Origin of the sequence: Tahibacter amnicola (assembly GCF_025398735.1) — a bacterium.
Lineage (GTDB): Bacteria > Pseudomonadota > Gammaproteobacteria > Xanthomonadales > Rhodanobacteraceae > Tahibacter > Tahibacter amnicola.
Genome location: NZ_CP104694.1, coordinates 6365200 through 6379531 on the forward strand (window position 1 = coordinate 6365200; position 14332 = coordinate 6379531).

At 66.9% G+C, this 14332-nt stretch carries 14 protein-coding genes; 3 read left to right on the forward strand and 11 right to left on the reverse strand.

Going from position 1 to position 14332, the window contains the following annotated elements:
• Positions 1 to 28 precede the first annotated feature (28 nt).
• The 11 genes from N4264_RS25240 to N4264_RS25290 all read right to left on the reverse strand — a co-directional run bounded on the left by N4264_RS25240 (position 29) and on the right by N4264_RS25290 (position 10950).
• Complete coding sequence (locus N4264_RS25240) at positions 29 to 319, reverse strand: DUF493 family protein (protein ID WP_261694964.1); 291 nt, start codon at positions 317 to 319, stop codon at positions 29 to 31.
• Positions 319 to 1581 carry a D-alanyl-D-alanine carboxypeptidase family protein gene (locus N4264_RS25245; protein WP_261694965.1) on the reverse strand — a complete coding sequence of 421 codons (1263 nt, stop codon included), beginning with the start codon at positions 1579 to 1581 and terminating at the stop codon, positions 319 to 321. The genes N4264_RS25240 and N4264_RS25245 overlap by 1 nt, the downstream gene beginning before the upstream one ends.
• 156 nt (positions 1582 to 1737) lie before the next feature.
• A complete protein-coding gene (locus N4264_RS25250) occupies positions 1738 to 2706 on the reverse strand; it encodes a septal ring lytic transglycosylase RlpA family protein (protein ID WP_261694966.1) in 969 nt (322 codons plus the stop codon).
• On the reverse strand, positions 2703 to 3701 hold the full coding sequence (gene mltB / locus N4264_RS25255; RefSeq protein WP_261694967.1) for a lytic murein transglycosylase B: 999 nt from the start codon (positions 3699 to 3701) through the stop codon (positions 2703 to 2705). Before mltB ends, N4264_RS25250 begins: the two co-directional genes overlap by 4 nt.
• Before the next feature lie 274 nt (positions 3702 to 3975).
• Positions 3976 to 4416, reverse strand: a complete 441-nt coding sequence (locus N4264_RS25260; RefSeq protein WP_261694968.1) for a hypothetical protein — start codon at positions 4414 to 4416, stop codon at positions 3976 to 3978.
• A gap of 101 nt (positions 4417 to 4517) precedes the next feature.
• Positions 4518 to 5213 carry a 2OG-Fe(II) oxygenase gene (locus N4264_RS25265; protein WP_261694969.1) on the reverse strand — a complete coding sequence of 232 codons (696 nt, stop codon included), beginning with the start codon at positions 5211 to 5213 and terminating at the stop codon, positions 4518 to 4520.
• Positions 5214 to 5270: 57 nt separating this feature from the next.
• Complete coding sequence (gene rodA / locus N4264_RS25270; RefSeq protein WP_261697705.1) at positions 5271 to 6362, reverse strand: rod shape-determining protein RodA; 1092 nt, start codon at positions 6360 to 6362, stop codon at positions 5271 to 5273.
• Positions 6250 to 8265, reverse strand: coding sequence for a penicillin-binding protein 2 (gene mrdA / locus N4264_RS25275; protein ID WP_261694970.1), 2016 nt, complete (start codon positions 8263 to 8265; stop codon positions 6250 to 6252). The genes rodA and mrdA overlap by 113 nt, the downstream gene beginning before the upstream one ends.
• The gene (gene mreD, locus N4264_RS25280) at positions 8262 to 8750 is read right to left on the reverse strand and encodes a rod shape-determining protein MreD (RefSeq protein ID WP_261694971.1); all 489 of its coding nucleotides are present in this window, start codon (positions 8748 to 8750) and stop codon (positions 8262 to 8264) included. The genes mrdA and mreD overlap by 4 nt, the downstream gene beginning before the upstream one ends.
• Positions 8747 to 9688 carry a rod shape-determining protein MreC gene (gene mreC / locus N4264_RS25285; RefSeq protein ID WP_261694972.1) on the reverse strand — a complete coding sequence of 314 codons (942 nt, stop codon included), beginning with the start codon at positions 9686 to 9688 and terminating at the stop codon, positions 8747 to 8749. The genes mreD and mreC overlap by 4 nt, the downstream gene beginning before the upstream one ends.
• 215 nt (positions 9689 to 9903) lie before the next feature.
• A complete protein-coding gene (locus N4264_RS25290; protein ID WP_261694973.1) occupies positions 9904 to 10950 on the reverse strand; it encodes a rod shape-determining protein in 1047 nt (348 codons plus the stop codon).
• A gap of 194 nt (positions 10951 to 11144) precedes the next feature.
• Here N4264_RS25290 and gatC point away from each other — a divergent pair, with 194 nt between their 5' ends.
• The 3 genes from gatC to gatB are packed head-to-tail and all read left to right on the forward strand — an operon-like array spanning position 11145 to position 14331.
• A complete protein-coding gene (gatC, locus tag N4264_RS25295; protein ID WP_261694974.1) occupies positions 11145 to 11432 on the forward strand; it encodes an Asp-tRNA(Asn)/Glu-tRNA(Gln) amidotransferase subunit GatC in 288 nt (95 codons plus the stop codon).
• Positions 11429 to 12880, forward strand: coding sequence for an Asp-tRNA(Asn)/Glu-tRNA(Gln) amidotransferase subunit GatA (gatA, locus tag N4264_RS25300; RefSeq protein WP_261694975.1), 1452 nt, complete (start codon positions 11429 to 11431; stop codon positions 12878 to 12880). The genes gatC and gatA overlap by 4 nt, the downstream gene beginning before the upstream one ends.
• On the forward strand, positions 12877 to 14331 hold the full coding sequence (gene gatB / locus N4264_RS25305; RefSeq protein WP_261694976.1) for an Asp-tRNA(Asn)/Glu-tRNA(Gln) amidotransferase subunit GatB: 1455 nt from the start codon (positions 12877 to 12879) through the stop codon (positions 14329 to 14331). The genes gatA and gatB overlap by 4 nt, the downstream gene beginning before the upstream one ends.
• Position 14332: the final 1 nt, after the last annotated feature.

Sequence of the window (14332 nt, forward strand, 5' to 3'; positions counted from 1 at the left end):
ATCCAACAACCGTGCCACGTGGGCGCGGTCACAGGGTCCAACGGATATCCGGATCGGCCCGAAGGGCGGCGTGGGCGGCGTCGTATTTCTCCCGCGTCGGGCAGGTGAAGCTGACGCTCACGGCCAGGTAGTTGCCCTCGCGCGAGGGCCGCGTGCGCGTACTGCCGGCCAGTACCGTCAGGCCGATGCCGTCGAGAATGGCCGGCACCTTGTTGGCCAGGTCCGCCGTGGCATTGCCCAGCGCCGTGATCTCGAAGACACCCGGGAACTGGAAGCCCTGTTGCGGTGATTCGGGTTGCAGATCGTCCAGGTTTCGCATCACTTCGTATCCGGTTGCGCCGACGGCTGAACCGCCTCGTCGCTCTTGAACCACAACATCACGCCGTCTCCCAGCCGCTTGAAGAACCCGCCCTCGCCGTACTCCTCCATGGCGATGATCGGCCGTTCCGTCAGCACATTGCCGTCGAGCGTGATCTTCAACGTACCGAGCTTCTGGCCCTTGGTAAACGGTGCCACGAAGCGGCCCGGCACATCCATCGCCGCCTTGAGGTCGCCATAGCGTCCACGCGGCAGCGTGACGGTGACGTCTTCGGCCACGCCCAGCTTGATGGTGTTGGACTCGCCCTTCCACAGGGTCGGCTCGGCAATTGGCCTGGCGGCCGCGTACAGCTGGTGGCTTTCGTAGAAGCGAAAACCGTAGTTCAGGAGTTCCTGGGTCATGTCGGCGCGGGCTTTTTCGCCCTTGGTGCCCATGATGACGGTGATCAGGCGCTCTTCACCCCGCTTGGCCGAGGCCGCCAGGCAGAATCCGGCCGTGGAGTGATGGCCGGTCTTGATGCCATCGACCGAGGCATCGCGCCACAACAGCGTATTGCGGTTGTGCTGCTTGATGCCATTCCACTCGAACTCCTTCATTGCGTAGATCTTGTAATCCTCCGGGAAGTCGCGGATCAGCGCACGCGACAGCGTGGCAACGTCCCGTGCCGTGGTGTAGTGCTCCGGGCTGGACAGGCCACTGGCGTTGACGAAGTGGGTGTCCTTGAGCCCCAGCCGCTGGGCGTACTGGTTCATGAGCTGGGCGAACACCGCCTCGGAGCCCGCCACGTGCTCGGCCAGGGCGATAGCAGCGTCATTGCCCGACTGCACGATCATGCCCAGCAGCACGTCGTGCAGTTTCACCTTCGTACCGACACCCAGGAAGCTGGTGGAGCCGTCGGTTCCACCGCCGCCGCCACGCCAGGAGTTCTCGCTGATGTGCACTTCATCCGTCGGCTTGACCTTGCCGGCGGCAAGCTCGGCCGAGACGACATAAGAGGTCATGATCTTGGTGATCGACGCCGGTTCGACGCGCTGGTCCGGATTGGCCGAGGCCAGCACCTGGCCGGTGGCGTAGTCCATCAGCACCCAGGCCGTGGCATCAAGCGTGGGCGGCGGCGGGACCGGCACGTTCAACGCGGTCGGCACCGCCGGTCGCGGCGTGGCGGTGGCCGTAGGGGTTGCGGCGGGCGCCGGTGCCTGGGCGGAGGCGTGACCGGCAAGGGTGATGACGAATGCGGCGAGCAGGTGGCGCGTAAAGGACATCAGTGGAGACTCTCTAGATCCGCGCTCGATTGGCGCTTTGGGAGTGGAACAGGACGGTCACCCGGCACGCGGCCGGCGTTGGGCCCCGAAGCTTAATCGACCTGGATGGCCGATCGATGCCCGGAGCGGGGCGATTTGGTTCCCGGCGCGGCGGCATCAGTCGATGGCCACCCGGGCATCTCCCAGGCCCATGCGACGGATTTCCGACGTGAGGTGGTCCGCTTCGTCGACATTGCGCAGGGGCCCGATGCGCACGCGACGCACCTTGCGCCCGTTCACATCGGCCTCGACGACCTGGACAGCGCCCAGGTTTGCCTCCTCCATGCGCCGGGCCACGCGCGCAGCATTGGCCGCTTCGCCGTAGGACCCGACCTGCAGGTAGATATGCGGTTCGCTGCCCGGCGCGGGCGGCGGCACCGGCCGCGGCGCCGCGAGAACGGGCTTGGGAGCGGGCTTGGGCCGCGGCGGCATGCGCGCGAACGTGCTGGGCGGCAGTTCCGCCTTCGCCTCGCCCGGCCCGATGGTGCGCACTTCCACCAGCCCCGTGCCCTTGGGCCACACGCCGATCTTCACGGCGGCAGCATAGGAGAGATCGATCAGGCGGTTGTCATGGAAGGGGCCGCGGTCATTGATGCGCACGACGACACTTTTACCATTCTCCAGATTGGTCACCCGCGCCCAGCTCGGCAGCGGCAGTGATTTGTGGGCCGCCGTGAATTTGTACATGTCGTACGGTTCGAAACTGGACGTCATGTAGCCGTGGAACTTGTTGCCGTACCACGAGGAGATACCCCGTTCGACATACCCGTTGGCGCTGGGCAGGACATGGTAGGTCTTGCCCAGCACCGAATACGGCGAACGGTTGCCATAGCGCGACAGCGGTTCGGCCTGGGGCGTCGGCTCGGGAATCGTGGCGACGTCAATCGCCTTGCTTGGGCCGCTGTCCTGCGCCTCGCGGTAACGGTCGGCTTGCGCGCGGCGCGTATCGTCTACCGGTTCATGCGTCGAGGCACTGGGGGCTGTCGGGGACGGCGGCGGTGGCGGCGGACGATGGCTCCGGCGGCCGCCGCAGGCACTCACGCCCAGGGCCACCAACGCAACGACCGCCAACCGGACTTTATTCACGGCACGGGCTCCGACACGCCAGCAGCGATGGATTCGGCCAGCTGCATCACCGCCATGGCGTACAGCGGACTCTTGTTGTAGCGGGTGATGACGTGGAAGTTCTTGAACGTCACCCAGTATTCGGTGCCCGCCTCCGCTTCCAGCTTGAGCAGGGTGGCCGGGCGCTGCGGGTCCAGGTCCAGCGTGGTGGCATAGCCCCAGGCGCTCAGCTGCTCGAGCGGATAGACCGGCTCGCTGTTGGCCGGCGTGATCTCGCGGGCGCCCGCGGCCGGTTCCACGCGGACCGCCACGATGCCCGCGTCTTCCCAGCCGAAACTCTGGAAGTAGTTGGCGACGCTGGCCAGGATGTCGGGCACGGAATTCCACAGGTCAATGCGGCCGTCACCGTCGTAGTCCTGCGCGTACTTGGCGATGGACGTGGGCATGAACTGCCCCCATCCCATCGCTCCCGCATAGGATCCCTTGAGCTCCTCCACCGGATAGGCGAGACGGTCGGCGTCCAGACGAAGCAATTGGGACAATTCACCGCGGAAGAATTTTTCCCGTGGTGGATAATGGAACGACAGTGTTGCCAGGGCATCGAGCACGCGGTACTTGCCGATATTCTTGCCGTAGCTGGTTTCGATGCCGATGATCGCGACGATGATCTCCGGCGCGACGTGGAACTGGGTCGAGATTCGTTCAATGAGCTCGCGATTGGCCCGGTAAAACTCGATGCCGGAACGGATGCGCGCATCCGTGATAAAGATCGGGCGGTACGCCTTCCAGGGCTTGGCCTCGGCCGGGCGCGTCATCGCGTCGATGATGCTCTGCTGGTACTGGGCCTTGGCCAGCGTCGCCAGAACGGTTTTTTCATCCAGCCCGAACTCACGCGCCTGCTCGGCGGCGAAGGCCTGCTGGGCGTCGGGAACCGTTGGGGTCTGGGTGGTGGCGGCGGCGCTCCCGGTGAGGAAGGCGCAGGTCAACGTGAAGAAAACACGGGAAAAAACGGGCATCGTGCGAACCTGGTCACCACAGGTAGACAAACGGGTGCTAGTGGCCTGTAACCGAAGAAGCGGCAGAGGCTGGCGAACGGCCGGTCGTGCCGGGCGCGCTTCGGAATGAGGCCTGTAGCAGCGCTACAGGTCGAACGGGAAGCAAGCCCGGTGCGGCCGGAACGAGTCAGTCGCTACCGATCCGAGTGTTACAGGCCGGTAGGGTAGCACGACGTGACGCGTACAACCGGGCGCGTACGGCGCCGTTACGGCAAAGCTGTGAGATCGGTCCGGCTCAGCGCACCAGGCGCAGGGCGCTGGCCTTTTCCATGAGGTTCTTGATGCTGTCGCGCCAGCGGTGCGCGGCGGGCGGCAGCGGTGGCGGCCCCTGGCTGGGCAGCGCCTGCGGGCGGCGCGTATCACCGGCCTCCGCATGGCGCAGCGCATCGATGGCCAGCCGATCCCAGCGCAGGAACTGGGACGCAGGCACCAGCACCCAGGGGCTGCTTGCCTGCGCCGCACCCAGCGGCGACCAGACGGTCGAGCCCGGCAATGCCAGGGCATAATCGCGCGCCTTCGCAGACAGGCGGAATGCCATGCCGGTGTTGGTATAGAACAGGAACGGCGTGCCGTTGATCTGCACGCTGGGCTTGGCGTAAAGCAGCGCGCCGGTGGCGTCGTGCTCCCGCTGCATGAATTCGCTGATCGTGTCGTAGCGTGTACGGGCGTTCGCCATGACCCCTCCCGCCGGGTACGTGGGGCATAGTAGCGCGATTCCCACCGACCCGATGTGCCGGTTGTCGGCACTTCTTACCTGTCACATCAGACAGGCCCCTGTCAGGCCATGAACCAGCCGGTCAACGCATGCCGCGGCTGTTCGGCCCACGGCGCGACCAGCGACACCGCATGCGACTGCGGAACCCGGAACAGCGACAGGGAATTGAAGCGCGGCACGAAGGTGTCGACCACATTTCCTTCCGCATCCAGGAACTGCAGCAACCCGCCCCAGTCGGCCTGCCAGTCGCGGCCCAGATTGATCACGAAGGCATAGCGGCGGTCCTGGCCCGGGTCGTTGGTGTCGTCGTGCCGGCGCAGGAAATGCCCCGGCAGGTAGCGCGTGGCCTGGACCAGCACGCGCCGGATCGCCGGATCGCCGACCAGCTCGCGGATGAACTGCAGCACCGGCGGCGCGTGAAGCATGTCCACCAGCCGGTGCAGCAGGCTGCCGGGCGCATGCCCGGCGAGGTAGCGCTCGACCAGCATGCAGCTGTCGTAGGCGAAGGCGTAGCGGCCGCGTGCGTCGGCTGCCGCCCGGGCGATCATCGCCGCCCGCGCCTCGGCCGGGGTTTCCCCGGCACGGGCCAGCCGCGAAGTATCGCCGTCGCGGATCGCCAGATCCCAGTCGGCGACGTCTGCCAGCGCCTGGGCCAGGGCGCCGGTCAGCGCGGGATCCAGGGCATCCGGAATCAGCACGCGGCCGCTGGCTCGCAGCCGCGCCTGCCAGGGACCAAAATCGACTGCGGGATTGAACATGAGATCGCCCGGCACGGAGGGGAACGGAGAAGCCCGGCAGCGTAGCCCGCCGCCGTCTCAACGCACCAGCTTGCGATGCGCGTGGATCGACATCAGCACGCCGAATCCGGTGAGCAACGACACCACGGACGTTCCGCCGTAGCTCACCAGCGGCAAGGGTACGCCCACGACCGGCAGCAACCCGGTGATCATGCCGCCATTGACCATCACGTACACGAAGAACGACATCGCGATCGCGCCGGCCAGAAGGCGCGAATAGGTGTCCTTGCCATTGGCCGCGATCCAGAGGCTGCGGCCGATGATGAAGATGTAGAGCGCCAGCAGCAGCAGCACGCCGACGAGCCCGAATTCCTCGCTGAACACCGAGAAGACGAAGTCGGTGGTGTGTTCCGGCAGGAATTCCAGTCGCGACTGGCTGCCCTGGTGCCAACCCTTGCCGAACACCCCGCCGGCGCCCACCGCGATTTCCGACTGGATGATGTGCCAGCCGTTACCGAGCGGGTCGGCCTCCGGATTCATGAACATGCGTACGCGATTGCGCTGGTACTCGTGCAGGAAATGCCAGGCCACCGGCATGGCGCCGACCGCCAGGCTGATGATGCCGCCGATGCGCCACCAGGAAAGACCCGACAGGAACAGCGCGAACGCGCCGCTGGCGGCCACCAGCAGCGAGGTGCCAAGGTCCGGCTGCTCCGCGATGAGCCCGGCCGGCACGGCGATAAGGATTGCCACGACCAGCAGATCGCGCCAGCTCGGAGGCAACGTCCGGGTGTGGAGATACCAGGCCACCATCATCGGCATCGACAGCTTCATCATTTCCGAAGGCTGGAAGCGGACGAATTTGAGGTCGAGCCAGCGGTTGGAGCCCCGCCCCTCGCCGAACAGCTCCACGGCAACCAGGAGCAGGACCGTCGCGCCGTACAGCCAGGGCGTCCAGTTGCGCAGGGTGCCGGGCGGAATACGCGACACCACCAGAAGCGCAATGCCGCCGAGCACGAAGCGCATGCCCTGATTGATGACGATCGTCGATTCCTTGTCACCGGCGCTGTAGAGCGTGACCAGGCCAATCGTGCCGACCAGCATCAGGGCCAGCAGCAGGGGCAGGTCCAGGCGCGGCTGGCGTGCATGCCGGCGCGCCAGGGCGACCAGTCGATTGGCCAGCTGTTCGATCATCGGACCGCTCCGGCGGGGGATTGAGCCAGGCATCGAGGATCTGCCGCGCCGGTGGCGCCGCGTCGGCCGAGCCGCTGGCGCCGAACTCCAGTACCAGGGCCAGCGCGATCTGCGGTTCTTCCACCGGGGCAAAGGCCACGAACAAGGCCTGGTGCCGCTGCGCTTCGTCGAGTCCGCGCGTGTCCACTTCATCGCCGGTACGCGAGAAGCGCTGCGCGGTGCCGGTCTTGCCGGCCGCGCTGTACGGCGCATCGGCGAACACGCGCTTGGCCGTACCGGTCGGGCCGCTGACCACGGCGACCATGCCGTCGCGCACCGCGTCCCAGTGGGTCATGTTGACAATGAAACTCGGTTCGGGAGGTGGCAGCGGCGCCATCACGATCGGGGCATTGAAACCGTCCTGCGTGGCGCGCAGCAGGTGGATCGGATGGCGCGCACCGCGCGCTGCCAAGATCGCCGTGGCATTGGCCAGCTGGACCGGCGTCACCACCCAGAACCCCTGCCCGATGCCGGCAATCACGGTTTCGCCCGGGAACCAGGGCTTGTCGAACATCGCCCGCTTCCATTCGCGCGACGGCAGGATGCCGCTGCCCTCGCCGATCAGGTCGATCCCGCTGGGCTTGCCAAAGCCGAAACGCCCCAGGTAGGCGGACAGGCGGTCGATGCCCATGTCCAGGGCGAGCGAATAGAAGTAGGTGTTGACCGACTGGGCCAGCGATTCGACCAGGTCCACATGGCCGTGACCGCCCTTGCGCCAGTCGCGATAGCCGCGCTGCTGGCCGGGAATGTGGAACTCGCCGGTCGAGTACACGGTGTCCTGCGGGCTGCGGATACCCAGCTCCAGGCCCGCCACACCCATGAACGGCTTGACCGTGGAGCCGGGCTTGTAGGTTCCCACCAGGGCGCGGTGCAGCAGCGGGCGCAACGGGGAGCTGGTCAGCAGGCGGTAATCGGTATGGCTGATGCCGTTGACGAAGAGGTTCGGGTCATAGCTGGGCACGCTGACCATCGCCAGCACCTCGCCGTTGCGCGGATCGATCGCGACAGCCGATCCCGGCTTGCCTTCGAACACCGCCTCGGCGGCCTCCTGCAGGCGCACGTCGATCGACAGGTACAGGTTCTTGCCGGGCTTGGGCGGAACACGGTCGAGCACGCGCAGGGCACGGCCATCGGCGTTGGTTTCGACCTTCTCATAGCCCGGCTCGCCGTGCAGAAGATCTTCGTAGTAGCGCTCGATGCCGGTCCTGCCCATGTGAGTGGTACCGGCATATCGGGCCTGCAGATCGGCACCATCGGCGCGGGCGTCGAGCCGGGCCAGGTCGTCCTCGTCGATACGGGCGACATAGCCCACCAGATGGCCGAACTCGGCCCCACGCGGATAGGTGCGGGTCAGGTAGGGCACGACCTCCACGCCCGGGAAGCGCCAGCGATTGACGGCGAAACGGGCAACCTCGTCGTCACTCAGGCGAAAGCGCAACGGCAGGCTCTGGAAGCCGCGGCGCCCGCGGCGGTGATCCTTGAAGCGCTTGATGTCCTCGGGCGTCAGAGGCACCACCTCGCCGAGCGCCTCCAGCGTCGCATCAAGATTCTTGACCCGCTCGGGGATGACCTCCAGGCGGAATGCGGCCGTGTTGTCGGCCAGCAGCACGCCGTTGCGGTCGAAGATCAGCCCGCGGGCCGGCGCGATCGGCCGCAGCTTGATGCGGTTCTGGTCCGCACGCGTGACAAATTCCTCGTGACGGACGACCTGCAGGTAGAAGAACCGCCCGCCCAGGACGCCGAGCAGCAGCACGATGATCGCGAAGCCGGTGATCGCGCGGCGCTGGAACAGCGCGACCTCGCGCGGGTTGTCCTTGATCGCGGGGCGCTTGCTTCTCATGCCTCATGGACGCGCAGCCGCGCGCGCAGGTCGTCGATCAGCAGGAAGATCCAGGGCCAGGCCAGCATGCCGATGACGGGGGCGTACCAGAACGACAGCGGCGGCAGTGGCGCGCCGGAGAAGGCACGCACCATCAGGCTCAGCACCCGGTCGTTGAGCAGCAGGCCCAGTACCGCCAATGACTGCTGCCAGATCGGGAAGAAACGCAGCCGCGCACGGAAGCGCAGCACGATAAAGACCAGCGCCACCAACCGCAGTGCCTGGTCGCCCAGGAGATCGCCCTGCAGCACGTCGCCGACTAGGCCGAACAGGAAGGCACGACCCAGTCCGATGTTGTCGGGCTCCTCAAGCGACCAGTAGATCAGCACCAGGGCCAGCCAGTAGGGCTTGAACGGCAGCAACAGGGCGGGCAACGGCGCCAGCTGCAGCAGGCAGGCCGCGACAAGGGTGGCGAGGAAGAGCCAGAAATGGGCGCGGCGGATCATGGCGGCGGCACCTTCGCATCCGCAGTGACCGTCGCTTCCTCAGGCGGCGGCGCCGGCGGACCACCCGGATCGACCAGGGCCGGCGGGCCGACCGGGTCGGTCAGCGGCCGCAGCAGCAGCACCTCGCCGCTGCGTTCGAGCGCCGCGGAGGGCCGTGCGACGGCGGCGGCGAACATGCCGCTGGAATCCGTGCCGACCGAGGTGATTTCAGCCACCGGGAAGCCGGCCGGGAAGCGCCCGCCCAGGCCCGAGGTGACCAGCTTGTCGCCCGGCTTGATGTCCGCGCTCAACGGGATATTGGGAATATCCAGCCGGTCGCTCGACCCGCTGCCGTAGGCCACCGTGCGCAGGCCGGTGCGATCCACGGTCACCGGTATCGCGTGGGTGGGGTCCGTAATCAGGATGGCCGTCGCTGTATTGGGCAGAACCTCGCTGATCTGCCCCATCACGCCGTAGGCGTCGAGCACGGCCTGCCCCAGCACCACGCCCTGGTTGGCGCCGACGTCGAGCATGATGCGCTGGCGGTACGGATCGAGCACGATGTCGACGAGCTTGGCCAGCTGCACGCCCATGCCGACCGAGTGCTGCACTTCGAGCAGCTCCTTGAGGCGGGTGTTCTGCTCCGCCACTGAATCCAGGCGGTTCAGTCGCGCCTGGGTCAGCAGCAGCGCCTCGCGCAGGCGCTGGTTCTCTTCGGTCAGCGCCGAGCGGTCGGCCACCGCCTTGCGTACCGCGCGTGCGGCGTCCGCCGGCAGGGCAGCGGCGTGGTAGACCGGCTCGATCATCAGGTGCAGGTACTGGCGCAGTTGCGCCAGGTACTGCCCGCGGTGGTCAGCCACCATCAAGGCCACGCAGGCCGACAGGTACACGATCAGCCGCAGGGTGCTGGTCGCGCCGGAGCCAAACAAGGGGCTGGTGTCGGTGCGGGCGAGCGCCATGCGTGGATTCGATCGTACTCAGTGAAAGCGGGCGCGCTGCAGGCGCCGCGGCGGAAACGAGGTGACTGCCGATTCGGGTCCTATCCCGCTGGGCCTGTTGCCGGGCTGCGGCAACGGCCTGCCATGATCCTTGGCCTTGCGCGGAAGGGCGTTGCCCTTCCGATGTTCAACAACACACTGCCAGGCGACCGGCGCGCCTGCCGGTACGGGCTGGTCTACTCGCCGGCAAAGAAATCGCTGCCGTGGAGGTCGATCAGCTCCAGTGCGCGACCACCGCCACGGGCGACGCAGGTCAGCGGCTCTTCGGCCACCTGCACGTGCAGGCCGGTTTCCTCGGAAATCAGGCGGTCCAGGTCACGCAGCAGGGCGCCACCGCCGGTCAGCACGATGCCGCGCTCGGCCACGTCGGAGCACAGCTCCGGCGGGGTCTGCTCCAGCGCGCTGCGCACCGCCGAGACGATACCGGCCAGCGGCTCGTGCAGGGCTTCGAGCACTTCGTTGGAATTGATCGTGAACATGCGCGGCACGCCTTCGGCCAGATTGCGGCCGGAGACTTCGATCTCGCGCACTTCGCTCTGCGGATAGGCGCAACCCACTTCCAGCTTGATCCGCTCCGCCGTGGCGTCGCCGATCAGGGTGCCGTGGTTGCGGCGCACGTAGTTGACGATGGCTTCGTCGAAGCGGTCGCCGCCGATGCGCACCGACTGGGAATACACGATGCCATTCAAGGAGATGACGGCCACTTCCGAGGTGCCGCCGCCAATATCCAGCACCATCGAGCCGCGCGCCTCGTGCACCGGGATACCGGCGCCGATGGCCGCTGCCATGGGTTCCTCGATCAGGAACACGTCGCGCGCGCCGGCGCCTTCGGCCGATTCCTTGATCGCGCGGCGCTCGACCTGGGTCGAGCCGCAGGGCACGCAGATCAGCACGCGCGGGCTGGGCCGCAGGAGGCTGGACCGGTGCACCTGCTTGATGAAGTGCTGCAGCATCGCTTCCGTCATGGTGAAGTCGGCGATGACGCCGTCCTTCATCGGGCGGATGGCCACGATCGAACCGGGCGTACGGCCGAGCATGCGCTTGGCGTCACCGCCCACCGCCGCAACGCTGCGGGGGCCGCCCGGACCGCGATCCTGGCGGATCGCCACCACGGAAGGTTCGTTGAGCACGATGCCCTGGCCACGCACGTAAATCAGCGTGTTCGCCGTGCCCAGGTCGATCGAAAGGTCGTTGGAAAAGAGTCCGCGAAGGCTTTTGAACATGGGAGCCCGCAGGCAGGATTAGGATGCGGAGAGAGTCGCACAGTCTAGTGTCGAGTCCCCGCGGACGCAAGCTAACGTCGCGTTAAGAAAGCATTTTTGGCCGCAGCCCGAGGGATTTCCCCAGCCGGGTTATGCGCTTTGGTGCATTGCAGCGACATGTTAAGTTCGACCGCTCACCCCTGGACCATACGCTTATGCATCTCGACAACGATACCGTGCGCCACATCGCCCGACTCGCTCGTCTGGCCGTGCCGGATGCCGCGGTGGACACTCTTCGCAATGATCTCGAACGCGTGCTGGATCTGTTCGACGAACTCGCCGCCGCCAACGTCGACGGGCTCGAACCCCTCGCCCATCCGCTCGGCCAGACCGCCAACCTGCGCGACGACGCGGTGACCGAGACGGATCGTCACGCCGAACTGCTCGCGCTCGCACCCGATTCGCAGGCGGGCTATTACGTCGTACCGAAGGTGATCGAATGAGTGCCGGCACTGTTACTGCCCTGGCGGATGCACTGGCCGCGGGTGAAACCAGCGCGGCGGCGCTCACCGATGCCTTCCTGGCCCGCGCGGAACAGCACGCGGGCCTCAATTCCCTGATCACGCTCGACGCCGAACGCGCCCGCGCTGCCGCTTGCGTAGCAGACCAGCGACGCGCGGCCGGCACCGCAGCGCGCCTGACCGGCGTACCATTCGTTCACAAAGATATTTTCTGCACAAAAGGGTTGCGCACCACCTGCGGGTCGAAGGTGCTGGCGAATTTCGTTCCGCCCTACGACGCCCATGTCGCCGAACAGCTTGACCAGGCCGGCGCCGTGACCCTGGGCAAGGCCAATTGCGACGAGTTCGCGATGGGATCGTCCAACGAGAACAGCGCCTACGGCGCCGTGCGCAACCCGTGGGACCGCGATCGCGTTCCGGGCGGTTCGTCCGGCGGCTCGGCGGCCGCCGTTGCCGCCGGCATCGTGCCCTTTGCGACCGGCACCGACACGGGCGGCTCGATCCGCCAGCCCGCCGCGTTCTGCGGCATCACGGGACTCAAGCCGACCTACGGACGCGTCTCGCGCTACGGCATGGTGGCCTACGCCTCCAGCCTCGATTGCGGCGGCGTACTCGCCCGTTCCGCCGCCGACTGCGCCGAAGTCTTCCGCGTGATCGCAGGACCGGATGTGCGCGACGCCACCTGCGCCAACCGTCCCGTCGATGACGTCATGGCCACGCTCGACCAGCCGCTGCGCGGCCTGCGCATTGGCGTGGCGACACCGTACTTCGGCTCTGGCGTCGACGAAGGGGTCGGTGCCACCGCCCAGCAGGCGCTCAAGCACCTGGAGGAGCTGGGCGCCACGCTCGTCGACATTCCCCTGCCCAACGCACATCACGCGATCGCGGCCTACTATGTCATCGCCCCTGCCGAAGCCTCGAGCAATCTAGCCCGCTACGACGGTGTTCGCTACGGCCACCGTAGCGCCGACCCGCGCTCGCTCGACGATCTCTACAGCCGTAGCCGCGCCGAAAGCTTCGGTGCCGAAGTGCAGCGCCGCATCCTGGTGGGAACCTATGTGTTGTCGGCAGGCTACTACGACGCCTATTACCTGCGTGCCCAGAAAGTGCGCCGTCTGATCGCCGCGGATTTTGCCGCGGCGTTCGCTGGTGTCGACCTCATTGCCGGTCCGACCACGCCGACGGTTGCGTTCAAGATCGGCGAAAAATCCGATGATGCGCTGGCGATGTACGCCGCCGACGTCAACACGGTGGCCGTCAATCTCGCCGGGCTGCCCGCGATTTCGCTGCCCGCCGGCTTCAGCCAGGGCCTGCCCGTGGGCCTGCAGCTGATTGCCCCGGCCTTTGCCGAGGGCCGCCTGCTCAACGTCGGCCACCAGTACCAGCAGATGACCGACTGGCACCAACAACGTCCGGAGGGCTTCCCATGACGCGCGCCTGGCAACCGGTGATCGGCCTGGAGATCCACGCCCAGCTGAGCACCGCCAGCAAACTTTTCTCCGGCGCGGCCACGGCCTACGGCGCCGAGCCGAACACCCAGGCCTGCATGGTCGACGTGGCCCTGCCCGGCACCCTGCCGGTGCCTAACCGCGAGGCGATCCGCAAAGCCATCCGCTTCGGTCTTGCGATCAACGCGCGCATCGCGTCGCAATCGGTATTCGCCCGCAAGAACTACTTCTATCCGGACCTGCCCAAGGGCTACCAGATCAGCCAGTACGAACTGCCGATCGTTGCCGAGGGCCGCCTGGCGGTTCGCATGGACGATGGACATACCTTCGAAGTCGCCATCCAGCGTGCGCACCTGGAGGAGGATGCCGGCAAGTCCGTGCACGACGCCTTCCACGCACAGACGGGCATCGACCTCAACCGCGCCGGCATTCCACTGCTGGAAATCGTCTCCGAGCCGGTGATGCATTCGGCCCAGGAAGCCGTCGCCTACATGCGCGCGGTGCACACGCTCGTGCGCTGGCTGGGCATCTGCGACGGCAACATGCAGGAAGGCTCGTTCCGCTGCGACGCCAACGTTTCCGTGCGCCCGGCGGGCGAACAGAAACTCGGCACGCGCACCGAGATCAAGAACGTCAACTCCTTCCGCTTCGTGGAAAAGGCGATCGAATACGAAATTGAACGCCAGATCCGCGCGATCGAGAACGGAGAGGCCATCGTCCAGGAAACCCGCCTGTACGACCCCGCCAAGCACCAGACACGCCCGATGCGCGGCAAGGAATCGGCCGACGACTACCGCTACTTCCCCGATCCGGACCTCCCGCCGCTCCTGGTCGACGCCCTCGACATCGCGCGCGAGCGCGCCGCCATGCCCGAGCTGCCCGACGCCCGTCGCGCGCGCTACATGCAGGAGCTGGGCCTGCCCGAGCTCGATGCCGTGCAGCTGTGCGGTGATCGCGCTACTGCCGACTACTTCGACGCGGTCCTGGCGCAACTGCCGGGCGAGGCCAAGCTGTGCGCCAACTGGGTGCTGGGCGAAGTCGCTGCCGCGCTGAACGAAGCGGCCCTGCCGATCGAAGCCAGCCGCATCACGCCCGACGCACTGGCGACGCTACTGAAGCGACAGCGCGAAGGGGTTATCTCCGGCAAGATCGCCAAGGACGTCTTCGCCGCCATCTGGGCCGGCGAAGGCGATGCCGACAGCATCATCGACCGCCGCGGCCTGCGCCAGATCTCCGACACCGGCGCCCTCGCCAGCGCTATCGACGCCGTCCTCGCCGAGTACCCCGGCCAGACCGCCGACTACCGCAGCGGCCAGGAAAAACTCTTCCAGTTCTTCGTCGGCCAGGTGATGAAACGCACCAAAGGCCAGGCCAACCCGCAGCAGCTCAACCAGCTGCTGAAGGAAAAGCTGGCGGCCCCGGTGGAAAGTTAAA